Source organism: Burkholderia sp. Ac-20345, from assembly GCF_017104825.1.
GTDB lineage: Bacteria > Pseudomonadota > Gammaproteobacteria > Burkholderiales > Burkholderiaceae > Burkholderia > Burkholderia lata_B.
Genome location: NZ_JAAGPO010000054.1, coordinates 40,648 through 57,882, shown reverse-complemented (window position 1 = coordinate 57,882; position 17,235 = coordinate 40,648). Strand labels below are relative to the sequence as shown.

Here is a 17,235-nt window from a genome sequence, read left to right as displayed (position 1 = left end):
GTCGTTCTGGGCGTCGTTCTGGGCGTCGTTCTGGGCGTCGTTCTGGGCGTCGTTCTGGGCGTCGTTCTGGGCGTCGTTCTGGGCGTCGTTCTGGGCGTCGTTCTGGGCGTCGTTCTGGGCGTCGTTCTGGGCGTTGCGACGGACGGACGGTTGCGGGCTTCGATGAGGGCGAACGTGCAAAAAGGCTTCAAGGGAATCCCGTGGTGGGGCTGGGCATCGGCCGGCGTGCTGTATGTGAGCGTGGCGGCCGCGGCCGTCGATTTCGCGTGGGAACGCGCGATCGACGCGCTCGAGGAAACCGGCGCGCACCGGCTCGACCTGTATGCGTCGAGCCTGAAGAGCGAACTCGGCCGTTTCGAGATCCTGCCCGGCCTGGTCGCGCGGCAGGACGGCGTGCGCACGATGCTGAAAGCCGCGCCGCATGACGCCCCCGAACTCGTGCACACCGTCAACACCTACCTCGAAGCCGTGAACCGCGACGCGGGCAGCGGTGCGGTCGACGTGATCGACCTGCAGGGCGACGTGATCGCCGCCAGCAACTGGAACGAGACGCTCAGCTTCGTCGGCACCAACGTGTCGTACCGGCCGTACTTCAAGGACGCGCTCGCGCGCGGCAGCGGCCGCTTCTTCGGCATCGGCACCAACACCGGCGTGCCGGGCGTCTACTTCGCCAGCGCAGTGCGCGACGACGGCGTGCCGATCGGCGTGGCCGCCGTGAAGATCAGCGTCGATCCGCTCGAATCGGCGTGGCGAGCGCCGGGCGTCGCCGCAATGGTCGTCGACAGCAACGGCGTGGTCGTGATCTCGACCGAACCCGCGTGGAAATTCACCGCGCTGCGCCCGATCACCGCGCAGCAGCAACGCGACATCCAGGCGTCACGGCAATACGCGGGCCGCACGGTCGACGCGTTGCCGTACCGCCACATCGGCGACCGCAGTGCAGCCGCGTGGTTCGGCACCTTCCCCGATACGCGCCGCAGCGGCCGCACCACGCGCTATCTCGTGATGTCGCGCCCCGCGCCGCAGGCCGGCGATTCGCTGATGGTGCTGCTCGACATCGCGGGCGCGCGGCGCCAGCAGCAGACGGCCTTCGTGTTCGTCACCGGCGCGTTCCTGATCGCCGCGCTGCTCGCCGGCTACGCGATCCAGCGCCGCCGGGCGATCGTCGCGCGGCTGAACGCGCAGGACGCGCTACGGCGCGCGAACGACCAGCTCGAGCTGACCGTCGCGCAGCGCACGGCCGCGCTGACGGCCGCGAACGAACGGATGCAGCGCGAGATCGTCGAGCGCGAGCGCACCGAGCAGCGGCTGCGCGCGTCGCAGCAGGAAGTCGTGCACGCGGGCAAGCTCGCGGTGCTCGGGCAGATGGCCGCCGGCCTCACGCACGAGCTGAACCAGCCGCTCGTCGCGATCCGCACGCTGTGCGACAACGCGCGCACGTTCTTCGAGCGCGGCCAGCCCGCGCCGGCACTCGCCAATCTCGAACGGATCGGCAAGCTCGTCGACAGCATGGCGGTGCTCACCGGCGAGCTGAAGACCTTCGCGCGCAAGCCCGACGTCGAGCGCGTCGCGGTGTCGCTGAACGAGGCCGTCGCGCATGCACGCCTCATCTACGATGCGCGGATTCGCGACGAAGGCGTGCAGCTCGACGTGAACATCGCGCCCGGCACCGCCGTGTCGGCCGAATCGAGCCAGCTGCAGCAGGTGATCGTGAACCTGCTCGGCAACGCGCTCGACGCGGTGCACGATGCGCCCGTGCGCCGCATCGTCATCGAGGCCGCCGGGCCGGACGAAGCCGGCCGCGTGCGCTTCACCGTCGCCGACAGCGGCGCGGGCATCGCGCCCGAGGTGCTGCCGCACCTGTTCGAGCCGTTCGTCACGACCAAACCGCGCGGCCAGGGCCTCGGGCTCGGCCTCGCGATCACGTCGCGCATCGTCGAGGCGTTCGGCGCGAAGATCGCCGCGACGAACCGCGACGAAGGCGGCGCGCAGTTCAGTATCGAATTCGCGGCGGCCACGCTGCAAAGGACAGAGCATGGAAGATGAGATTCGGGTGCTGGTCGTCGAGGACGATGAAAACGTCCGGATCGGCGTCGAGCAGGCGGTGGCGCTTGCCGGCTTCGCGGTCGATGCGTTCGCGTCGGCCGCCGACGCGCTGCATCACGTCGCGCCCGGTGCGCCGGTCGTGATCGTGTCGGACGTGCGGATGCCGGGCATCGACGGGCTACAGCTGCTCGATCGCGTGATGGCCATCGACGCGCAGATCCCGGTGGTGCTGATCAGCGGCCATGCCGATATCTCGACGGCCGTCGGCGCGATGCAGGTCGGCGCGTACGACTTCATCGAGAAGCCGTTTTCGTCGGACGTGATCGCGGGGCGCGTTGCGCGCGCGGTCGAGAAGCGCCGCCTGACGCTCGAGGTGCAGGGCCTGCGCGCGGCGCTGAACAACTGGCAGGGCATCGAGGCGTTCGTGCTCGGCAAGTCGCCCGCGATGGCCGACGTGCGCAAGAAGATCCTGCGTCTCGCCGATACGTCGGTGTCGGTGCTGATCACCGGCGAAACCGGCACCGGCAAGGAACTGATCGCGCGCAGCCTGCACGACTTCGGCGGCCGGCGCGACGCGCATTTCGTCGCGCTGAACTGCGGCGGCCTGCCGGAGCAGGTCTTCGAGAGCGAACTGTTCGGCCATGAAGCCGGCGCGTTCACCGGCGCGATCAAGAAGCGCATCGGCAAGATCGAATGGGCGGACGGCGGCACGCTGTTCCTCGACGAGATCGAGACGATGCCGATCACGCTGCAGATCAAGATGCTGCGCGTGCTGCAGGAGCGCGTGGTCGAGCGGCTCGGCGCGAACGAGCTGATTCCGGTCGACTGCCGCGTGGTCGCCGCGTCGAAGGCCGATCTTGCCGAACTCGCGGCCGACGGCCGCTTTCGCGCGGACTTGCTGTATCGCCTCAACGTCGCACAGATCGAGCTGCCGCCGCTGCGCGAACGGCGCGAGGACGTGCCGCTGCTGTTCGAGCATTTCGTGCTCGCGGCCGCGCGCCGCTTCGGGCAGCCGGCGCCGGTCGTCACGGCTGCGCAGGTATCCGAACTGATGACGCATGCGTGGCCCGGCAACGTGCGCGAGCTGCAGAACGTGGCCGACCGCTTCGTGCTCGGGCTGACCGGCGACAGCCTGCTGTCGTCCGGCGGCACGCCGGCCGCGGGCGGCACGCTCGCGGAACAGCTCGCGTATTTCGAGCGGATGCTGATCGAGGACATGCTGCAGCGTCACAACGGCAACGTCGCGGAGGCGAGCGAAGCGCTCGGGATGCCGAAGAAAACGCTCTATCACAAGCTGCGCAACCTGCGGATTCCCGCGCGCGGCGACGCGGCGGCCGATGGCGGCGAATGACGCGAACGAGGACACGCACAGCATGGATCGCATCGAAGTTACCGAACAGGGCCGCATCACCGGCCACCTGATCCGCGGCGTCACGCGCGCGCAGAAAACCTTCCGCCCGAGCGACTGGCCCGAGCGCCTCGCGGGCGTCATCACGCTGTTCGTCGGCGAACGGCGGCCCGGCTATCCGTGCGCGCTGTCGCGGCTCGCGATGCCCGCGGTCGACGGCAACGTCAAATGCCTGTTTGTGTCGGACGAATTGCGCACCGTCTGCGCGGACGCATTCGATTTCGCGATGCAGTTCGCGGCCGACAACGATCTCCCCGTCGAGCTTCAGACCGCGCCCGCGCTGGCGGTGCGCTGACAAGCGGGCCGCGTGCGCGGCCCGCGTCCTCCCCTTTTTCCACGGTTGCGATGCGCGGGTGCGCAGGCCGCCGCACGCCCGTTTCAGGCGTGTCCGGCTTCGCGACCAATCGTCAGATGATTGAAAGCATCGACACCCGTCTCCTTCCGACAAGGGTTTGCGGCCGAGCCATCAATAAAATTGATCGTCACGATGAAAATTATGCGTTTTCCTTGCAGGTCGCCGTGATGCATAGTTGCGTCGTGTTGACGCACCTTTGAGTCTTTCAGCCATGAACATGCGAATCGAGCCGTCCGTGCTCGCGAACCCCGACCTGCAATTTGCGACGCTTTCGTCAGGCATCAGCCTGCCGTATGTCGAGCGGGGCAGCGGTGCGCCGATGGTGTTCGTGCACGGCTCGCTGTGCGACTACCGCTACTGGGATCCACAACTCGCGTCGCTGTCGGCCCACTACCGCTGCATCGCGCCGAGCCTCAGCCATTACTGGCCGGCCGTCGAAGCGGGCATCCAGGACGAGTTCAGCTGGCAGAACCACGTCGACGAGCTCGCCGAATTCATCGACGCGCTCGATCTCGGCCCCGTGCATCTGGTCGGCCACTCGCGCGGCGGCAGCGTCGCGTTCAACGTGGCGCGCCAGCATCCGCAGCTCGTCGAATCGCTGACGCTCGCCGATCCGGGCGGCCCGCTGCAACAGCCGGGCGTGCGCGAAGCCGCGCTGCCGGCCGCCGCGATCGCACTGCGCACGAAGGCCGTGAGCCTGATCGGGCAAGGCGACGTCGAATCGGGCCTCGAGATGTTCGTCGATTCCGTGAGCCTGCCGGGTGCATGGAAGAAGAGCACGTCGCGGTTCCGCACGATGGCGATCGACAATGCGAGCACGCTGCCGAAGCAACTGCGCGACCCGCTGCCCGCGTACTCGCAGCACACGGCCGGCGACATCGCATGCCGCACGCTGCTGATCGACGGCCAGCGCAGCCCGAAGATGTTCCGCAACAACGTCGACACGCTGTCGCAGTGGATCGGCAATGCGCAACGGCAGACCGTCGCCGGCGCGTCGCACGGGATGAACGCGGCAAGCCCCGCCGTGTTCAACCGCTTCGTGCACGAGTTCGTCGCCGCGTAAGTTCCCTCGGGCGGCTTCTGCGCCGCCCGCTCTCCTCGCTGTTCAACGACGATGCGGATACGCGCCGCATCGCCGCTTCATCGACCGCCGTGCGTCACCGGCGCGTCCATCCCGTCAATCTGCCTGCGCAATTCCTTCAGCACGACTTACCACACAGCCGGCTCCGCCTTGCGCGTGACCGAATCCGGCAGCCCGAACACGCTGTCGAACGCCCAGTTGTACGTGAACGTGAAGATCGGGAAGAACACGATCAGCACCGCGTCGTACAGGAATGCCTGCAGCAACGACACGTCGAGCCACCACGCGATCAGCGGGATCAGGAACGTCACGAGCGCGACCTGGAAGCCGATCGCGTGCACCACGCGGCGCCCGACCGTGCGCGTCGTCGCCGCGCTCCTGCGCTCCCACGCCTCGAACGCGAGGTTGTACAGGAAATTGACGGTGACGCCCGTCGTCGAGATCATCACCCCCATCGCGCCGCTCGTCGCCACGCTCGCGCCGCTCAGCATGCCGAGCACCGACGATGCGATCAGGATGCCGAGCACTTCGAACACCACGACGTAGACTATGCGTCTCTTCCACCCTTGCATGACCATCCACCTTCTATCGAACAAGGTGGCGAGACTATCAGCGGGTAGCGCGTCCGCAAAAGTCAGGTCCTTTCAATTTTTCTGACAGGAGGCCAGTGCATGCTGACCAGCGACCACATCGACATGCTGCTGACCGTCATCGACAAAGGCTCGTTTTCCGCCGCCGCGCGTGCGCTCGGCCGCACGCCGTCGGCGATCAGCATGGCGATCGCGAACCTCGAGGCCGAACTCGACCTCGTGCTGTTCGACCGCGGCACACGCGAACCGACGCCGACCGCCGCGATGGCTGCGCTGCTGCCCGATGCACGCTCGATCGCCGAACGGCTGCACGCGTTGCGTGCGCATGCGCAGCACCTGTCGGAAGGCGTCGAGGATACGTTGCGGCTCGGCCTCGCCGCCGAACTCGACGGCGCGCCCGTTGCCCGCGCGCTGACCGCTGTCGCCGCGAAATACCCGGCGCTCGCGATCAGCATCGTCACGGCGCCGCAGGACGTGATCGTCGATGCGCTGCATCGCGGCGCTGTCGATCTCTGTGTCGCGTATGGCGGGCTCGACCTGCATCCGCAGGAGCAGATCCACGGGCTGTGGACCGAGACGCTCGTCGCGGTCGCCGCGCCGAGCCATCCGGCGATCGCCGAATGCGCGCAACCCGAGGCGATCGAGCGGCTGTCCGGTTTCCGGCAGATCGTGATCGCCGATCCCGAACGGCCGCTGACCGACGTGCGGCCGTTGATCGGCAACCGCACGTGGAAAGTGACCGACATGGCGACCGCAATCGCGCTCGTGAAGGCCGGACATGGCTGGGCGAACCTGCCCGAATCCGTGACCGGCCGATACGTCGCCGACGGCGACCTCGCGCCGCTCGTGTTCGCGAACATCCGCAACGGGCTGCCGCTGCCCGTGTTCTTGCGCCGGCCGAAACACACGGGGCTCGGCAAGGCGGCCAGCGAACTGGTCCGCGCGCTGCGGGCTGCCGGCGACGGAAAATGACCGGAGTGGCGGCGCACGCTGCCACTCCGCCGGTCAATGCCTGATGATTTGACCGTTAGTTGCGATTAGTGCGCTGCCGCCGCCGCACCCTGGATCGAATCGACGAGCGACGCGTTGTCGTAGCGTCGCCCGGCAATCCCCCATCCGCCGTCGACCGCATGGACGACGTTCACCCACACTAGCGCCGGCGTCAGCCGCCCGCCGGCGCGGCGCAGCACGATCGCGGTCGCCCGCTCGACGAATTGCCGCTGCGCGTCGGGCGCCGCAAGCGCCACGGCAGGCAGTTTCAATTCGACGAACGCGGCAGGCTCCGCCCGCCCGTGCACGAAGGTCCGGTTTCGCGGCAGCACGTTGAGCGTGCCCACCACGTTCGGCGCCAGGAACGCATTCCCGGTCAATCCCTCGACTTCCAGCAGCGCATCGGTCAACTCGGCAAACACCGGCCCCTCGTCGTCCGGCGTGAACACCCCTTCGGATACTGTCAGCGTAATCGGCATCGCACTTTCTCCTGGTCAGGTCATCGGTCAGGTGACGTGATATAAATATCAGTCACTCTCTATACATTAGACACCGATCGCTCTCTATGCAAGATAAAGAGCGATCGCTCTGAAGCGAGCCTGTCATGCGTTATTCCGTCGAGCACAAGCACGACACCCGCACACGCATCCTCGATGCCGCGAGCCGCCTGTTCCGCCAGGAAGGGTATGGCGGCTCCGGCATCGGTCCGCTGACAAAGGCGGCGGGCGTCACCAACGGCGCGTTCTACGGCCATTTCAAAACGAAGGGCGAAGCGTTCCGGCAGGTCGTCCTCGATGGCCTCGCCCAACTCCGGCAAGGCGTCGCGACGTTCAAGGCCGAGCATGGCGCGCGCTGGCGGCGCCCGTTCGTGTCGTTCTACCTCGGCCCGCGGCGCACCTGCGAACTCGGCGAAAGCTGCGCGCTGCCGAGCCTGTCCCCGGAAGTGATGCGCGCCGACGACGAAACGCGCGACGCATATGAGCAGGCACTGCGGCAGATCGTCGACGAAGTGTCGGCCGGAATGGACAACCCACCCGACGACGACCGCGCGATCGCGCTCCTCGCGCTGCTGTCGGGCGGCGTCACGCTCGCGCGAGCGGTGCGCGATCCCGAACTGGCGCAGCGCATCGCCGATGCGGTCGGCCGCTACGCGGTGGTGATCGCCGAACGTGCGGACGTGAAGCCGGAGCAACAGGCCTGACCGGCCGCCAATAAAAAACCCCGATCCGCGTCGCCACGGATCGGGGTGCTTCGATCGACTACCCGTTACGTCGGCCCGTCGCGGGCCGGTGCATCAACGCGCCGCCACATCCTCCTTGACGGACGCCGCGTCGCCTATCGCCGTCTGCGCCGCGCCCCACCCACCGCCCAACGCGCGGATCAGGTTCACGGTCGACACGGCCTGCGCGCCGGTCAACTGGTTCGACTGCAGTTGCGACTGCAGCACCGAACGCTCGCTGTCGATCACGTCGAGATACGCGACCTCGCCTTCCTGATACTGCGTGCGCGACAACGTCGCCGCGCGCCGCGACGCATTGACGGCCGCATCCTGCGCGCGGATCTGGTCGTCGAGCAGGCGCAGGTCGGCGAGATTGTCCTCGACCTCGCGGAACGCGACGAGCACCTGCTGCCGGTAGTTCGCGACCTGCTCGTCGTACTGCGCGCGCGCCTGCTGCACGCCGGCCGCACGACGCCCGCCGTCGAACAGCGGCAGCGTCAGCGCGGTGCCGGCGAACGGCCCAAGCAGGAACGTGCGGCTCGACCACAGGAACAGGTTGCCGAGCGTCGACGCTTCATAGCCGAACGCCCCGGTGATATCGAGCTTCGGGAAGTACGCGGACTTCGCGAGGCCGATCCGCGCGTTCGCGGCCGCCATCGAGCGCTCGGCCGCCGATACGTCCGGGCGGCGTTCGAGCAGCGCGGACGGCAGGCCCGGCGGCACCTTCACCGCCACCGGCACGATCGGCGTTTCCTTGAACGCGAAATCCGCAGGCGCCTTGCCGAGCAGGATCGCGAGCGCATGCTCGGATGCCGCGCGCCGGCGCGCGACGCCGACCGCATCGGCCTGCGCGGTTGCCAGCTCGTTCTTCGCGCGCGACACGTCGAGCTCGCTGATGGGAGGTGTCATATTTCCCACCGATTCGGCGTCATATTTCCCGAATGAGCCCGAACAAAGGCGGATGATCGTGAACGGTGTTTGGAACACGATTGCAATAGATGAAACAGACTCGGGCCGGGGCTCTGGCGACGTCTTGGCGCTTTGAACCCGTATATCTCTCTGGGACAAGGCCCGCACGGGCCGCGTCAGGCCGAAGGCAAAGCTCGCGAGGAGACAGTGGTCAACGGCGGAACCGCGAAGCGGTTGTCCCCGCCCTTGTGGTGGGGGCAACGCCGTTGTCCACTGGCGGACGCGGGATGCTCGTTGCCCTATGCGAACTACCGTTATCGCAGCAAGTGCTTCGTGACGTGCTCTGCAAGCATGCCGATCGTGTTGAACGTCAGCGCGATTCCCTTTTCCTTCGCGACACTCTTGATCTTCGACCAGAACTTCGACTCATTGAGCACATCGAGCAGCTCGTAGCCCGCCCAGGTTGGCCGTACGGCGATCATCGGCTGTCCCGGCGGATGCCCCACGATCAGCCCGGCTTCTTCCAGAAGACGGAAGTGAAACAACACGGTTTCCTCGTCGTAGGGCGGCACCTCGCCCCAGCCTAGGCTACGATCTTGCGTCGCGGTATCGGCTAACGCCTGAAGAATCGTTCGGATGCACTGCCAGTCACGTTGCATTGTCGTTGCCTCCCTGCGCGCAGCAGTCTATCAAAGCGGATCGAGATAGTGCTCCAGAATCTCGATTACCGACCGCTCGGCCTGATTCGTCAACCTGAACCCAGATCCTGCCGCACGAACCGGGAAAAACGGACGACCAGGGATGTCGCCCCACGGAACTGGATGATTCCGTCTATCAGTCCCGAATTGCCCCTTTTTCGCGCCGTAGAACATCGTCGCCGCGTATGCCAGGTTCGTCGTCAACCCGGCCTCGTGGGAGTTCGACGTGGGCTGGATGCTTGCGGCCAAGCGGCCGGAAACTTGAAGTATCTTCATCGGGCCGGCCAGCGCACGGGCATAGCGCTTCAGCTCGCGCCCATTCTTGCCGTATTGCCGACCGCCTGACTGCGCGAGCGCGCGCCGATGCTTCGTGACATCGCTCAGGTCGGCCCAATCGTGATCAAGCCCGACGTTTCGGCCTTCCTTCGCGAAAATTTCCTCGGTCTGCCGCAGCATTTCGGCCGCGACGCCGGCCATTGCCGGCGCGGCGTTCGACGCGTGCTCCGCGACGCGGTTCAACACGGCCCGCAGCTGCTGCACACCGACGATTTCGGTTTTGAGCGACGTCATGCCGCCTCCAGATTCGGGTAGTTGGCCGCCGCGTTGTAATCCCATCCGGGGTCAGGGCGGAACGGTCGCGGCATGTCAGGCAATCGGATTTGCCGCACGGTCATCGGCCGGCCATCGGGCAGCACGCGGGGCTGGCCGGCCTTGTCGAGAACCGGCACTTCCTCAATGTGACCGGCCGCGCTCTCGATCGGCAAGCCAAGACGCTGAACCTCGGCGGCCGACATCGGAATGGCGCGGCACCGACAATTCCAGCCGCACGGCGGGTAGCAAACGCCCCATGCAGGGTCGTCAAACCGGAAAATCCGGCCGTGCATGGCGGCATGGGCCGGCCGTGTTCGGCTGTCCATCACGGCCGTGTACTGCCAGTACGGATGGGTGTCGACGGCCGCCATCATCCCGCGATACCGACCCGCCATATACGCCGTTTGGACGTTCTGCTGATAGATCAGCTTCAGCCGCGCAGGCGTACCGTAGGACACCGGCCGCGTCGTGCCCGGATACATCTTCGTAATCTCGCCCGTCTCCGGGTCGATAGCCTTGCCCCACCAGCCTTTGGCAACCAGCGTCGGCTCGAGATTTCGATTGAATGTTGCGAAGGTCTCGCCGTCGTTGACGGCTTTGACGAGTGCGTCGCGGATATCGCCCACGACATCGGATCCGGCCGTTTGTGCGACCGTGAATGCACGTGCATGTGCGTCTCGCCAGACGTCCATCCAGCTATCGGACACAACGACGCCCTTCGAGCGCAGAAATTCAACCGCCTGCGTCGGCGGCATCTTGAACGCCGCGAAGAGCGTCGCAGCGTTCAATCGACCAGCTCCAGGAACGCGGGCTGCACGCGCCAGCCCTGGCGTCGCCAGAAGTCGAACGCGTGATACCGGCCGGCATCGTCCTGCCATGTAGACGTCTGGCCCTTGCACGCCTCACTCGTAAACCGGAACGATTCCGGAATGACGAACGTGCCTCGAATCAACACAAATCCGTGCATGTGTCCTCCGGTTATGTACCTTCGATGCCCGGCTGGACGATGCGACGGATCGCTTCCACGCCAATGATGTCGACGACGAACATGGCGCGCGCGAGTGCTTCGATCAACAGCGTCGCGTCGACGTCGGCGTGTTCGGCCGACAGCGCAGCGAGCGCCGAGTCGAAGTCGGCGCTGTTCGTGACCGCCGCCAGCGCGGGGCGCACCAACTCATGCGCCTGGCCGCTGAGATCCTTCCCGAGCATGTCGAGCGCCTTGTCGAGTTCGATTTGCACCGAATCGGGCCGCGATGCGGGCGCGGCCGGCGTGGTCGCGGGAGCTTGCGCCGACGCTGCGGCGATGCCCTTGACTGTCCGCAGCGGCTGCACGTCCGCGACATCGATTTTCAGGACTGGCTCGCCGTCGACGGGTTGCGGGATACGAAGCCGTTCGTGCGCCCATTTGACGGGGATTTGCATGCCGATGGCCGCAAGCTTCGGCAGCGCCTCGCCGTGCGTCACGATGTCTTCGGCCTCCGAGACGTCGAAGACCAGACGCGGGCAGCGCCGGATATCGGAGAACCCCTTGTTCAGCGCCAAAAGCGGATAGATGAGCTGGGCCGTTAGCGTCGCGGCGAGCAGCTTGCAGTCCGCATCGCGAATGTCCGTGCGTACCTCGCCGTGCAGCTTCGCGTTGCCGCTCCCTAGCCCGGACGAATGCGCATCTGCACTCATCGTCTGACCGAGAATCGCCTTGCTTTCCGCGCGATCGCACCAGTTCATCATCGCAAGGAACGGCCCTTCCTTGCCGGTCGCGGCATCCATGAATTCGATCGCCATCGACTGCGGCATGATGCCAGCCGCGTTGTGGCCGAGATCGCGCACCGCGCGCATGAGCTTCATGCGCTCTTCGTCGGTCGCGTTCTGCGGATACTTGCCGATCCGCATCGGAATGCCGTAGATGTCGAGGAACTCGGCCAAGTCGCCGACCGCATAGTTCTTGAACAGATACGGCCACGCCAGCACGCGCAGCAGCGGCTGGCGGGCCGTGTATCCCGACATTGCCTTATGTCGGTGCAAGATCCAGCCGAACGGCTGCAACGGCGCGCCGTCCGGCGTGCCGTCACGCAAGTGGATTTGGGTACGCGTCGCCTGGTCGAGTTGAAACCAGTACTGCGGCCGCCATTCATGCATCTCGGCGACCCACGTGTTCTCGACTCGCGTCCAAGTTCGCTCAAGCGCGGAAAAGCCGTTGCCGATTCCGTCCAGGCAATCAAACGATAGGTCTTCGAAGTTGGGAATGTCCTCAAGCATTTCCCGCGCAAATGCGGTCAGATTTTCTTCTTCCTTGCTCGGGTTGCGCGGAGGCTGGACGTCCCAGTCCAGTTTCGTGACGGCGCGACGGCGCTTCATCATCTCCGCATAAAGGTGCGCGTCGCGCTCCTCCATATCGCGGAACAGCTCGTGCTGCTGAATCAGGAAGCCGAACTCGGCTTCCTGCAGGATGTCATTCAGCCGCTGCGGCGTCAGGCCGCGCGCCGGATGCGCGGCAATCTGATGTGTCAGCCACGGCACCTTGACGGTCTGCGGCTCGTCTAGCACCGCGCGTTCGATGGGTCTGCCAAACTGGTCGACGATACGTGCCATTACCAAGCTCCCCGGCCACCGCCGGACGTGACGAGGCGATCCTCGTCGGACTGCATTGAATTACCGCCTTGGCGATCCGGACGCTTCGGCACGGCGTAGTACTCGATAGGGCCGCCGTCGAGCGAGCCGGCATACCATGCCAATGCGATCGCAATGGCCGCGTCGCCGTGGCGCTGGACGCCGTTCGAGCGGGTTCGTGAGCCTTCCCCAAGCTTCGGGATACCCTTGTCGACGACGAGCGCGCGCAGATCGGCCTTCACGTCATCGCTCTTTGGAATTCGCGCGAGCGTGCCGTCTTCGAATGCCGCCTTCATCTTCGGCATGTTTTCCAGATACCACTGGTTCGAGAGCATCACCTGAGAAATGCAGGCCGCGCCGTATCGTTGCATCGCAACCTCGGCGAGATATTGACCGTTGCCGCGTGCATCGTTCGCGCCGCATCCGAATCGGGGCAACCGATCGACGATCCAGAACAGGATCTGCTCCTGTTGCTTGAACGGAACGTTGCGCATTTCGACCAGGAACGGGACTTCCTTCTGAAGCGCGTGCCACTCGATCAGCGGCGCGATCACGGAAAGGTCGCCGGTGCGGCCGAAGTCCATGCCGTAGCTGCTGCGCACGTTGCGAGGCAGCGTCTCGATCACGGGTGCAACGATGGATTCCAACCAGTCGCGCGTAAACGATTCGCGCTCGGCGTCCGGCAATTGCTCGAAGCCCGGCGGGCACACGAAATGAAGCACGGGACACTTGTCCGACTGGCGCGATTCGATCAGCGCGCTCGACAGATAGGCGCCGCCGCTGCTCGCCGGCACGCAATCCAGTTCCTCTGCGTCATTCGGCCGGTAGAACGCACGGATGCTTTCGCACCATTGAATCTGCGCTTCAGGCGTCCATACCTTGCCTGTCTTCTCGAATACGCGACGCGCCAGCCCTTGCTCGACCGCTTCGTCGAACGTGATGCGGTGGAGCGAATACGGCTTGTGCCCCTCCCGAATCGACTTCACCAGCTCATTGAATGGATTGTCGACACCGTTGTGCGTCGAGATGACAGACACCGTGCCGCCCCAGATCAACAGCGCCATCGCGGCTTTCAGCAGCTCGTCGAGGTTGTCATGGAACGCGGCCTCGTCGATGATCACGCGGTCTTGCTTGCCGCGCAGGTTCGTCGGCCTGGACGACAACGCGGTAATCCGTGCGCCGCTTGCGAAGCGAATGCGGAAGGCGAGAATGTCGGCGCGTTCATCGGCGATGACGACTTCCTCCATCGCCTCGGCCGCGAATTGGAAGTGTCGCGCCCAGAATGCGCAGTCGAGGATGAACTCCTCGGCCATATCCTTGTTGTAGCCGATGTACCACGTATCCTGACCGCCCTGACGGGAAGCCTCCAGCGCCGAATAGGCAGCTTCGCCCCACGACAAGCCGACGCGCCGCGACTTCTCGCACACGCGAACCGGCGACGTATCTTCGCCCCATTTTTGCTGGTAAGGCAGCAGCACTGACATTACTCGGCCTTGCCAAGAATGCGGGTTTTGATTTCCTTGACGGCGTCATCCGTCAGGCCGAGCGACTTGCCCACGCTACCCACTTCCCGAGCCGCATCTTCGAGCGCCTGTCGACGCGCTTCGGCTTGCCAGCGCTTCTGCGTGACAGATGCCTTGCCGAGATCGGCAACCGCACGCGCGAGCTTCGGAAGGTCGACCTCCTCGGGGTCGACGTCGATCTTCATCAGAATGTCGAACATCTTTTCCTGCGTCAGCCGCACAAGCGCGTCGTTCACAGCGCCATCGTCGTCGGGCGAAGCCGCGACCACGGCACGGGCCTGTTCCGTGACCAGCTTGAGCGATTGCAGCTTGTCCTCGAACGTCTTGCCATACGCGTACACGCTGGATCGGCCGACCTTCAAGCCGTACGACTTCAACGCCTCATTCAGGCTCGCCGTGACACCGGAATAGTCGGAGAAGTTGCTATCGACCAGCAGCCTGTCCAGCCATTCCTTGACCTTGGGCGGAAGCTGGACGATTTTCGAGCGCGGCGGCATGTCACTCCCCCGGACGCAGTTGACGAACGCCCGGCACGCGAGCGCGGCCGGTTGCGACGTCGCCGCCGCGCGCGGTGAGGCGCACGACATCGTTTTCGACGCCGATCAGGCTCATTTCGCTAAGCCATGCGATGTCGGCGGCCAATCGATCCAGCGATACCGTGTGTCCGGCCGCCTCTACGAATTGCCGTAGCAAGCCGATGTTCGTGCCGAACGCGGCAGCTTCGAGCAACACGCGCAAAATCACCAGGCGGCGATCTTCCTCGACCATTTCTGCGTACTTCATCATCGACCGCTCCCGTTAAGCAGGTGCTGTTCGATTAGCGTCAACGTCGACCGCGCACCCTTGACCTCGCCGGTCAGCACGCCGACGCCCTGCGCAATATCGTCGATGCGGCCGTGAAGCTTGCCGATGTCATCGTGAGTGGGCGCGTGCTCGGCCGCAGCTTCCAGGCGCGCAAGCCGTTCGGAATGGGTATCGAGGCGATCATCGACCGCCGCTTCGAGTGTCGAGATTCGATCGTTCGTGACCTTGTTCTTGTTGCTCAGGTACACGTAGACGCCGATCGCTGCCGTAGCGAACGCTTGCGCGATTTCAAAAATCAGGCTGATCAGTTGGTAATTCAAGACCATGGTGCTCTCCGTCAGCGACGCGGCGCAGTGCGTTCGAGATCAATCTGGCACGCGAGGCAGGTCTGCACGCCCGGTACCGCTTCTCGACGGCCGAGCGGAATGGGCGACTCACACTCGCAGCAATACATCGCGCTGTCGTCGACCGATTTCCCCGCGTGGCTCCCTCGGCGAAGCTGCTCGGCAAGCGCGTCGTCACGCAGCTGCGCCTCGCGATCGCACCCAATGTCGATTTCGCTAGGCACTACGGACCTCCAGCGCCGGGTGAACACCGATTGCCTGGACAACATCGTCCGGGGCCGGGATCGTCGGCAGATAGACCGGCTTCCACCCCGCGTCCTGAAAGATCCGGGCCGACAGCGCAGAGCAGATCAGGCGTTCGGTATCCGGCGGCGGCAACGGTACGCCGAGCAGGCGATTCCCTGCGATGCGCAGCAGGTCCACGTAGCCATACGCGATCGGCTCGCCGACCAGCCCCCAGAGATGCGCAAGTGCGGCCGGCCGATCGACCGGGCACGGGAACACATCGAAGTCGATGTCGGCGTAGTGCGACAGCGGGGACAGGGAGCAGCCGCCTTCGTTGCTCTCGGCAACCAGGAGACGACGGGCGTCATCGGAGCCGACCCAAACCGCTACCGCCGTATGCGTATAGGGCGACTGCGTGACCGTGCGAATCAACGCCGGCATCACCCCAGTACGGGAACGAACCGCGATCAAGTCGCCGTCCTGAATTTGGCTTCTGGCGTCGGCGTACTTCATTTCGGCTCCGCTTTGGAATCGAGGCAGTTCGCGCGATAGGCGAGATCGTGCGCGAGAATCTGCCGCTTGGTGGGTTCGGTATCAGCCGGACTGACGGAGATTGAGTGAACCCACGTGCAGCCCGTGTCGACGATGCGAGGCGGGGCCGGCGGACACGGCGCGGGTGCGGGAACCGTAGTGCACGCGGCAAGCGCGCAAAGCGCAGATACGGAAGAAATCGACGCCAGAATTCCGACGAAGCGAGACGGACACCGGGTCATGGTTGATCCTTGCGGAGTTCGCCCATTGCGTCGAGCTGGGCATCAACCGCGCTCGCCGGCAACGTCGCCGCAACCTCGGCGGCCTGAGTCGCGTTCGCCGCGCTCGTCACCTGTGCCGCTGCCGCCGCCGCGTTGGACGCAGCGCCATCGGCTTCCACCTGGACGGCGGTCGCCTCGGCTTGCACGGCGGCTTGATCGGCGGCGGTGGTCTTGGCCGCTGCAGCCTGCGCCTTCCGACGTCCAACGAAGTACACGACCACAGCAGCCGACACACCAGCGGCGTACGGCCAGAGCTTCGCAAGCATGTAAATGAAAGTCATCGAATTTTCCCCTCGCAGATTTGGCGCTCGATGCGCCGACGGTTGACCAGGCCCGGCACCACGTGACCGCCGGCCTGGTTGTAGAGCGAGATCGCGGCGCACCCTTGCGCGTACTCCCTCGCGTTGAAGTGATGCGCGACACTCGACCCGCAAAATCGAGCGACGCCGATGTTGTAGGCAAGAGAGATGGCCGCCGCACGTTGGTAGTCGGTGAGCGGCGCATCAATGCAACCGTCGACGCCATCAGCGAATTGCACAAGGCGTGCGGAAAGCATCGCCCGGCATTGGTCGGGCGTGTAGGTCCGCCCCAGAACGGCACCTTGCGTCTCGCCGTCGCAGTACGTGAGCACGCCGATCGGATCGCGATAGGTCTTGAGCACCATGCCTTCGAACTTCGGCACGTAGGTTGCGAGCAGCGTTGCTGTTGCGATGCCGACCGTCGCGGCTAGGGAGCGGGGGCCGGGGCGCTTAATGTTGATCGGCATCGCTCCCCCGATCGGTGGTGAGCACCCGTGTGCCCAGTACCAGGAGAAAGCCCGCGACGGCGATCACGCGCGACCATCCGTGCGGCAATGCTTCCTTCAGGTCGTCAGGGAGTGCGCCCCACGCGGACAACAGAGACGGGCCGAACCCGAAAACCGATGCCATGACGGCAGACGCACGCACGCTTCCGAAGCGATGCGCGTCGCGCCAATCGTCGATCAACCGGAATTTCATAGGGGCACCTACGCGTGTATATCGGACACGCCATA

23 protein-coding genes and 1 pseudogene are annotated in these 17,235 nt (G+C 65.4%); 6 read left to right on the top strand and 18 right to left on the bottom strand.

Features of this window, described 5'->3' with window-relative positions; translation table 11 throughout:
- Positions 1-162: 162 nt before the first annotated feature.
- The 3 genes from G3O06_RS20820 to G3O06_RS20810 are packed head-to-tail and all read left to right on the top strand — an operon-like array spanning position 163 to position 3,749.
- Positions 163-2,046 carry an ATP-binding protein gene (locus G3O06_RS20820; RefSeq protein WP_174916287.1) on the top strand — a complete coding sequence of 628 codons (1,884 nt, stop codon included), beginning with the start codon at positions 163-165 and terminating at the stop codon, positions 2,044-2,046.
- A complete protein-coding gene (locus tag G3O06_RS20815; RefSeq protein WP_174916288.1) occupies positions 2,036-3,397 on the top strand; it encodes a sigma-54 dependent transcriptional regulator in 1,362 nt (453 codons plus the stop codon). The genes G3O06_RS20820 and G3O06_RS20815 overlap by 11 nt, the downstream gene beginning before the upstream one ends.
- Positions 3,398-3,419: 22 nt before the next feature.
- On the top strand, positions 3,420-3,749 hold the full coding sequence (locus G3O06_RS20810) for a DUF3579 domain-containing protein (RefSeq protein ID WP_174916289.1): 330 nt from the start codon (positions 3,420-3,422) through the stop codon (positions 3,747-3,749).
- An 83-nt stretch (positions 3,750-3,832) separates the two neighbouring features.
- Here the strand turns inward: G3O06_RS20810 and G3O06_RS20805 are convergent, their stop codons facing one another.
- Positions 3,833-3,982, bottom strand: a complete 150-nt coding sequence (locus tag G3O06_RS20805; protein ID WP_205817350.1) for a hypothetical protein — start codon at positions 3,980-3,982, stop codon at positions 3,833-3,835.
- A gap of 38 nt (positions 3,983-4,020) precedes the next feature.
- Here G3O06_RS20805 and G3O06_RS20800 point away from each other — a divergent pair, with 38 nt between their 5' ends.
- Positions 4,021-4,872, top strand: coding sequence for an alpha/beta hydrolase (locus G3O06_RS20800; protein WP_174916293.1), 852 nt, complete (start codon positions 4,021-4,023; stop codon positions 4,870-4,872).
- Positions 4,873-5,018: 146 nt separating this feature from the next.
- On the opposite strand, the gene G3O06_RS20795 is transcribed toward G3O06_RS20800, so the two are convergent.
- Complete coding sequence (locus G3O06_RS20795; RefSeq protein ID WP_174916294.1) at positions 5,019-5,462, bottom strand: PACE efflux transporter; 444 nt, start codon at positions 5,460-5,462, stop codon at positions 5,019-5,021.
- Positions 5,463-5,561: 99 nt separating this feature from the next.
- On the opposite strand from G3O06_RS20795, the gene G3O06_RS20790 reads away from it, so the two are divergent.
- Positions 5,562-6,452 (top strand): LysR family transcriptional regulator, encoded by an 891-nt coding sequence (locus G3O06_RS20790; RefSeq protein ID WP_174984762.1) that lies wholly within the window; start codon positions 5,562-5,564, stop codon positions 6,450-6,452.
- Positions 6,453-6,517: 65 nt separating this feature from the next.
- On the opposite strand, the gene G3O06_RS20785 is transcribed toward G3O06_RS20790, so the two are convergent.
- Positions 6,518-6,949 (bottom strand): Tautomerase enzyme, encoded by a 432-nt coding sequence (locus G3O06_RS20785; protein WP_205817349.1) that lies wholly within the window; start codon positions 6,947-6,949, stop codon positions 6,518-6,520.
- A 125-nt stretch (positions 6,950-7,074) separates the two neighbouring features.
- On the opposite strand from G3O06_RS20785, the gene G3O06_RS20780 reads away from it, so the two are divergent.
- A complete protein-coding gene (locus tag G3O06_RS20780; RefSeq protein ID WP_205817348.1) occupies positions 7,075-7,671 on the top strand; it encodes a TetR/AcrR family transcriptional regulator in 597 nt (198 codons plus the stop codon).
- 93 nt (positions 7,672-7,764) lie between these two features.
- On the opposite strand, the pseudogene opcM reads toward G3O06_RS20780, so the two are convergent.
- The 15 genes and pseudogenes from opcM to G3O06_RS20705 all read right to left on the bottom strand — a co-directional run.
- Positions 7,765-8,586: pseudogene (gene opcM / locus G3O06_RS20775) on the bottom strand (multidrug efflux transporter outer membrane subunit OpcM); the annotation flags it as partial.
- A 326-nt stretch (positions 8,587-8,912) separates the two neighbouring features.
- Positions 8,913-9,257, bottom strand: coding sequence for a DUF2513 domain-containing protein (locus G3O06_RS20770; protein WP_205817347.1), 345 nt, complete (start codon positions 9,255-9,257; stop codon positions 8,913-8,915).
- A 30-nt stretch (positions 9,258-9,287) separates the two neighbouring features.
- Positions 9,288-9,911, bottom strand: a complete 624-nt coding sequence (locus G3O06_RS20765) for a phage virion morphogenesis protein (RefSeq protein WP_205817346.1) — start codon at positions 9,909-9,911, stop codon at positions 9,288-9,290.
- On the bottom strand, positions 9,863-10,675 hold the full coding sequence (locus tag G3O06_RS20760) for a phage minor head protein (protein ID WP_205817345.1): 813 nt from the start codon (positions 10,673-10,675) through the stop codon (positions 9,863-9,865). The genes G3O06_RS20765 and G3O06_RS20760 overlap by 49 nt, the downstream gene beginning before the upstream one ends.
- Positions 10,672-10,854, bottom strand: a complete 183-nt coding sequence (locus G3O06_RS20755) for a hypothetical protein (RefSeq protein ID WP_205817344.1) — start codon at positions 10,852-10,854, stop codon at positions 10,672-10,674. The genes G3O06_RS20760 and G3O06_RS20755 overlap by 4 nt, the downstream gene beginning before the upstream one ends.
- An 11-nt stretch (positions 10,855-10,865) precedes the next feature.
- Positions 10,866-12,476 (bottom strand): DUF935 domain-containing protein, encoded by a 1,611-nt coding sequence (locus tag G3O06_RS20750; protein ID WP_205817343.1) that lies wholly within the window; start codon positions 12,474-12,476, stop codon positions 10,866-10,868.
- Positions 12,476-13,978, bottom strand: a complete 1,503-nt coding sequence (locus tag G3O06_RS20745) for a terminase family protein (protein ID WP_241020160.1) — start codon at positions 13,976-13,978, stop codon at positions 12,476-12,478. Before G3O06_RS20745 ends, G3O06_RS20750 begins: the two co-directional genes overlap by 1 nt.
- Complete coding sequence (locus G3O06_RS20740; RefSeq protein ID WP_205817342.1) at positions 13,978-14,514, bottom strand: DUF3486 family protein; 537 nt, start codon at positions 14,512-14,514, stop codon at positions 13,978-13,980. The genes G3O06_RS20745 and G3O06_RS20740 overlap by 1 nt, the downstream gene beginning before the upstream one ends.
- A 1-nt stretch (position 14,515) precedes the next feature.
- Positions 14,516-14,803 carry an ArsR family transcriptional regulator gene (locus G3O06_RS20735; protein WP_205817341.1) on the bottom strand — a complete coding sequence of 96 codons (288 nt, stop codon included), beginning with the start codon at positions 14,801-14,803 and terminating at the stop codon, positions 14,516-14,518.
- Positions 14,800-15,147, bottom strand: coding sequence for a hypothetical protein (locus G3O06_RS20730; RefSeq protein WP_205817340.1), 348 nt, complete (start codon positions 15,145-15,147; stop codon positions 14,800-14,802). The genes G3O06_RS20735 and G3O06_RS20730 overlap by 4 nt, the downstream gene beginning before the upstream one ends.
- Positions 15,148-15,158: 11 nt before the next feature.
- Positions 15,159-15,275, bottom strand: coding sequence for a TraR/DksA C4-type zinc finger protein (locus tag G3O06_RS49125; protein WP_241020163.1), 117 nt, complete (start codon positions 15,273-15,275; stop codon positions 15,159-15,161).
- 106 nt (positions 15,276-15,381) lie between these two features.
- Positions 15,382-15,903, bottom strand: a complete 522-nt coding sequence (locus tag G3O06_RS20720; RefSeq protein WP_205817338.1) for a hypothetical protein — start codon at positions 15,901-15,903, stop codon at positions 15,382-15,384.
- 256 nt (positions 15,904-16,159) lie between these two features.
- Positions 16,160-16,483, bottom strand: coding sequence for a hypothetical protein (locus G3O06_RS20715; RefSeq protein ID WP_205817337.1), 324 nt, complete (start codon positions 16,481-16,483; stop codon positions 16,160-16,162).
- Complete coding sequence (locus G3O06_RS20710) at positions 16,480-16,968, bottom strand: lysozyme (RefSeq protein ID WP_205817336.1); 489 nt, start codon at positions 16,966-16,968, stop codon at positions 16,480-16,482. Before G3O06_RS20710 ends, G3O06_RS20715 begins: the two co-directional genes overlap by 4 nt.
- Positions 16,952-17,200, bottom strand: a complete 249-nt coding sequence (locus tag G3O06_RS20705; protein WP_205817335.1) for a hypothetical protein — start codon at positions 17,198-17,200, stop codon at positions 16,952-16,954. The genes G3O06_RS20710 and G3O06_RS20705 overlap by 17 nt, the downstream gene beginning before the upstream one ends.
- Positions 17,201-17,235: the final 35 nt, after the last annotated feature.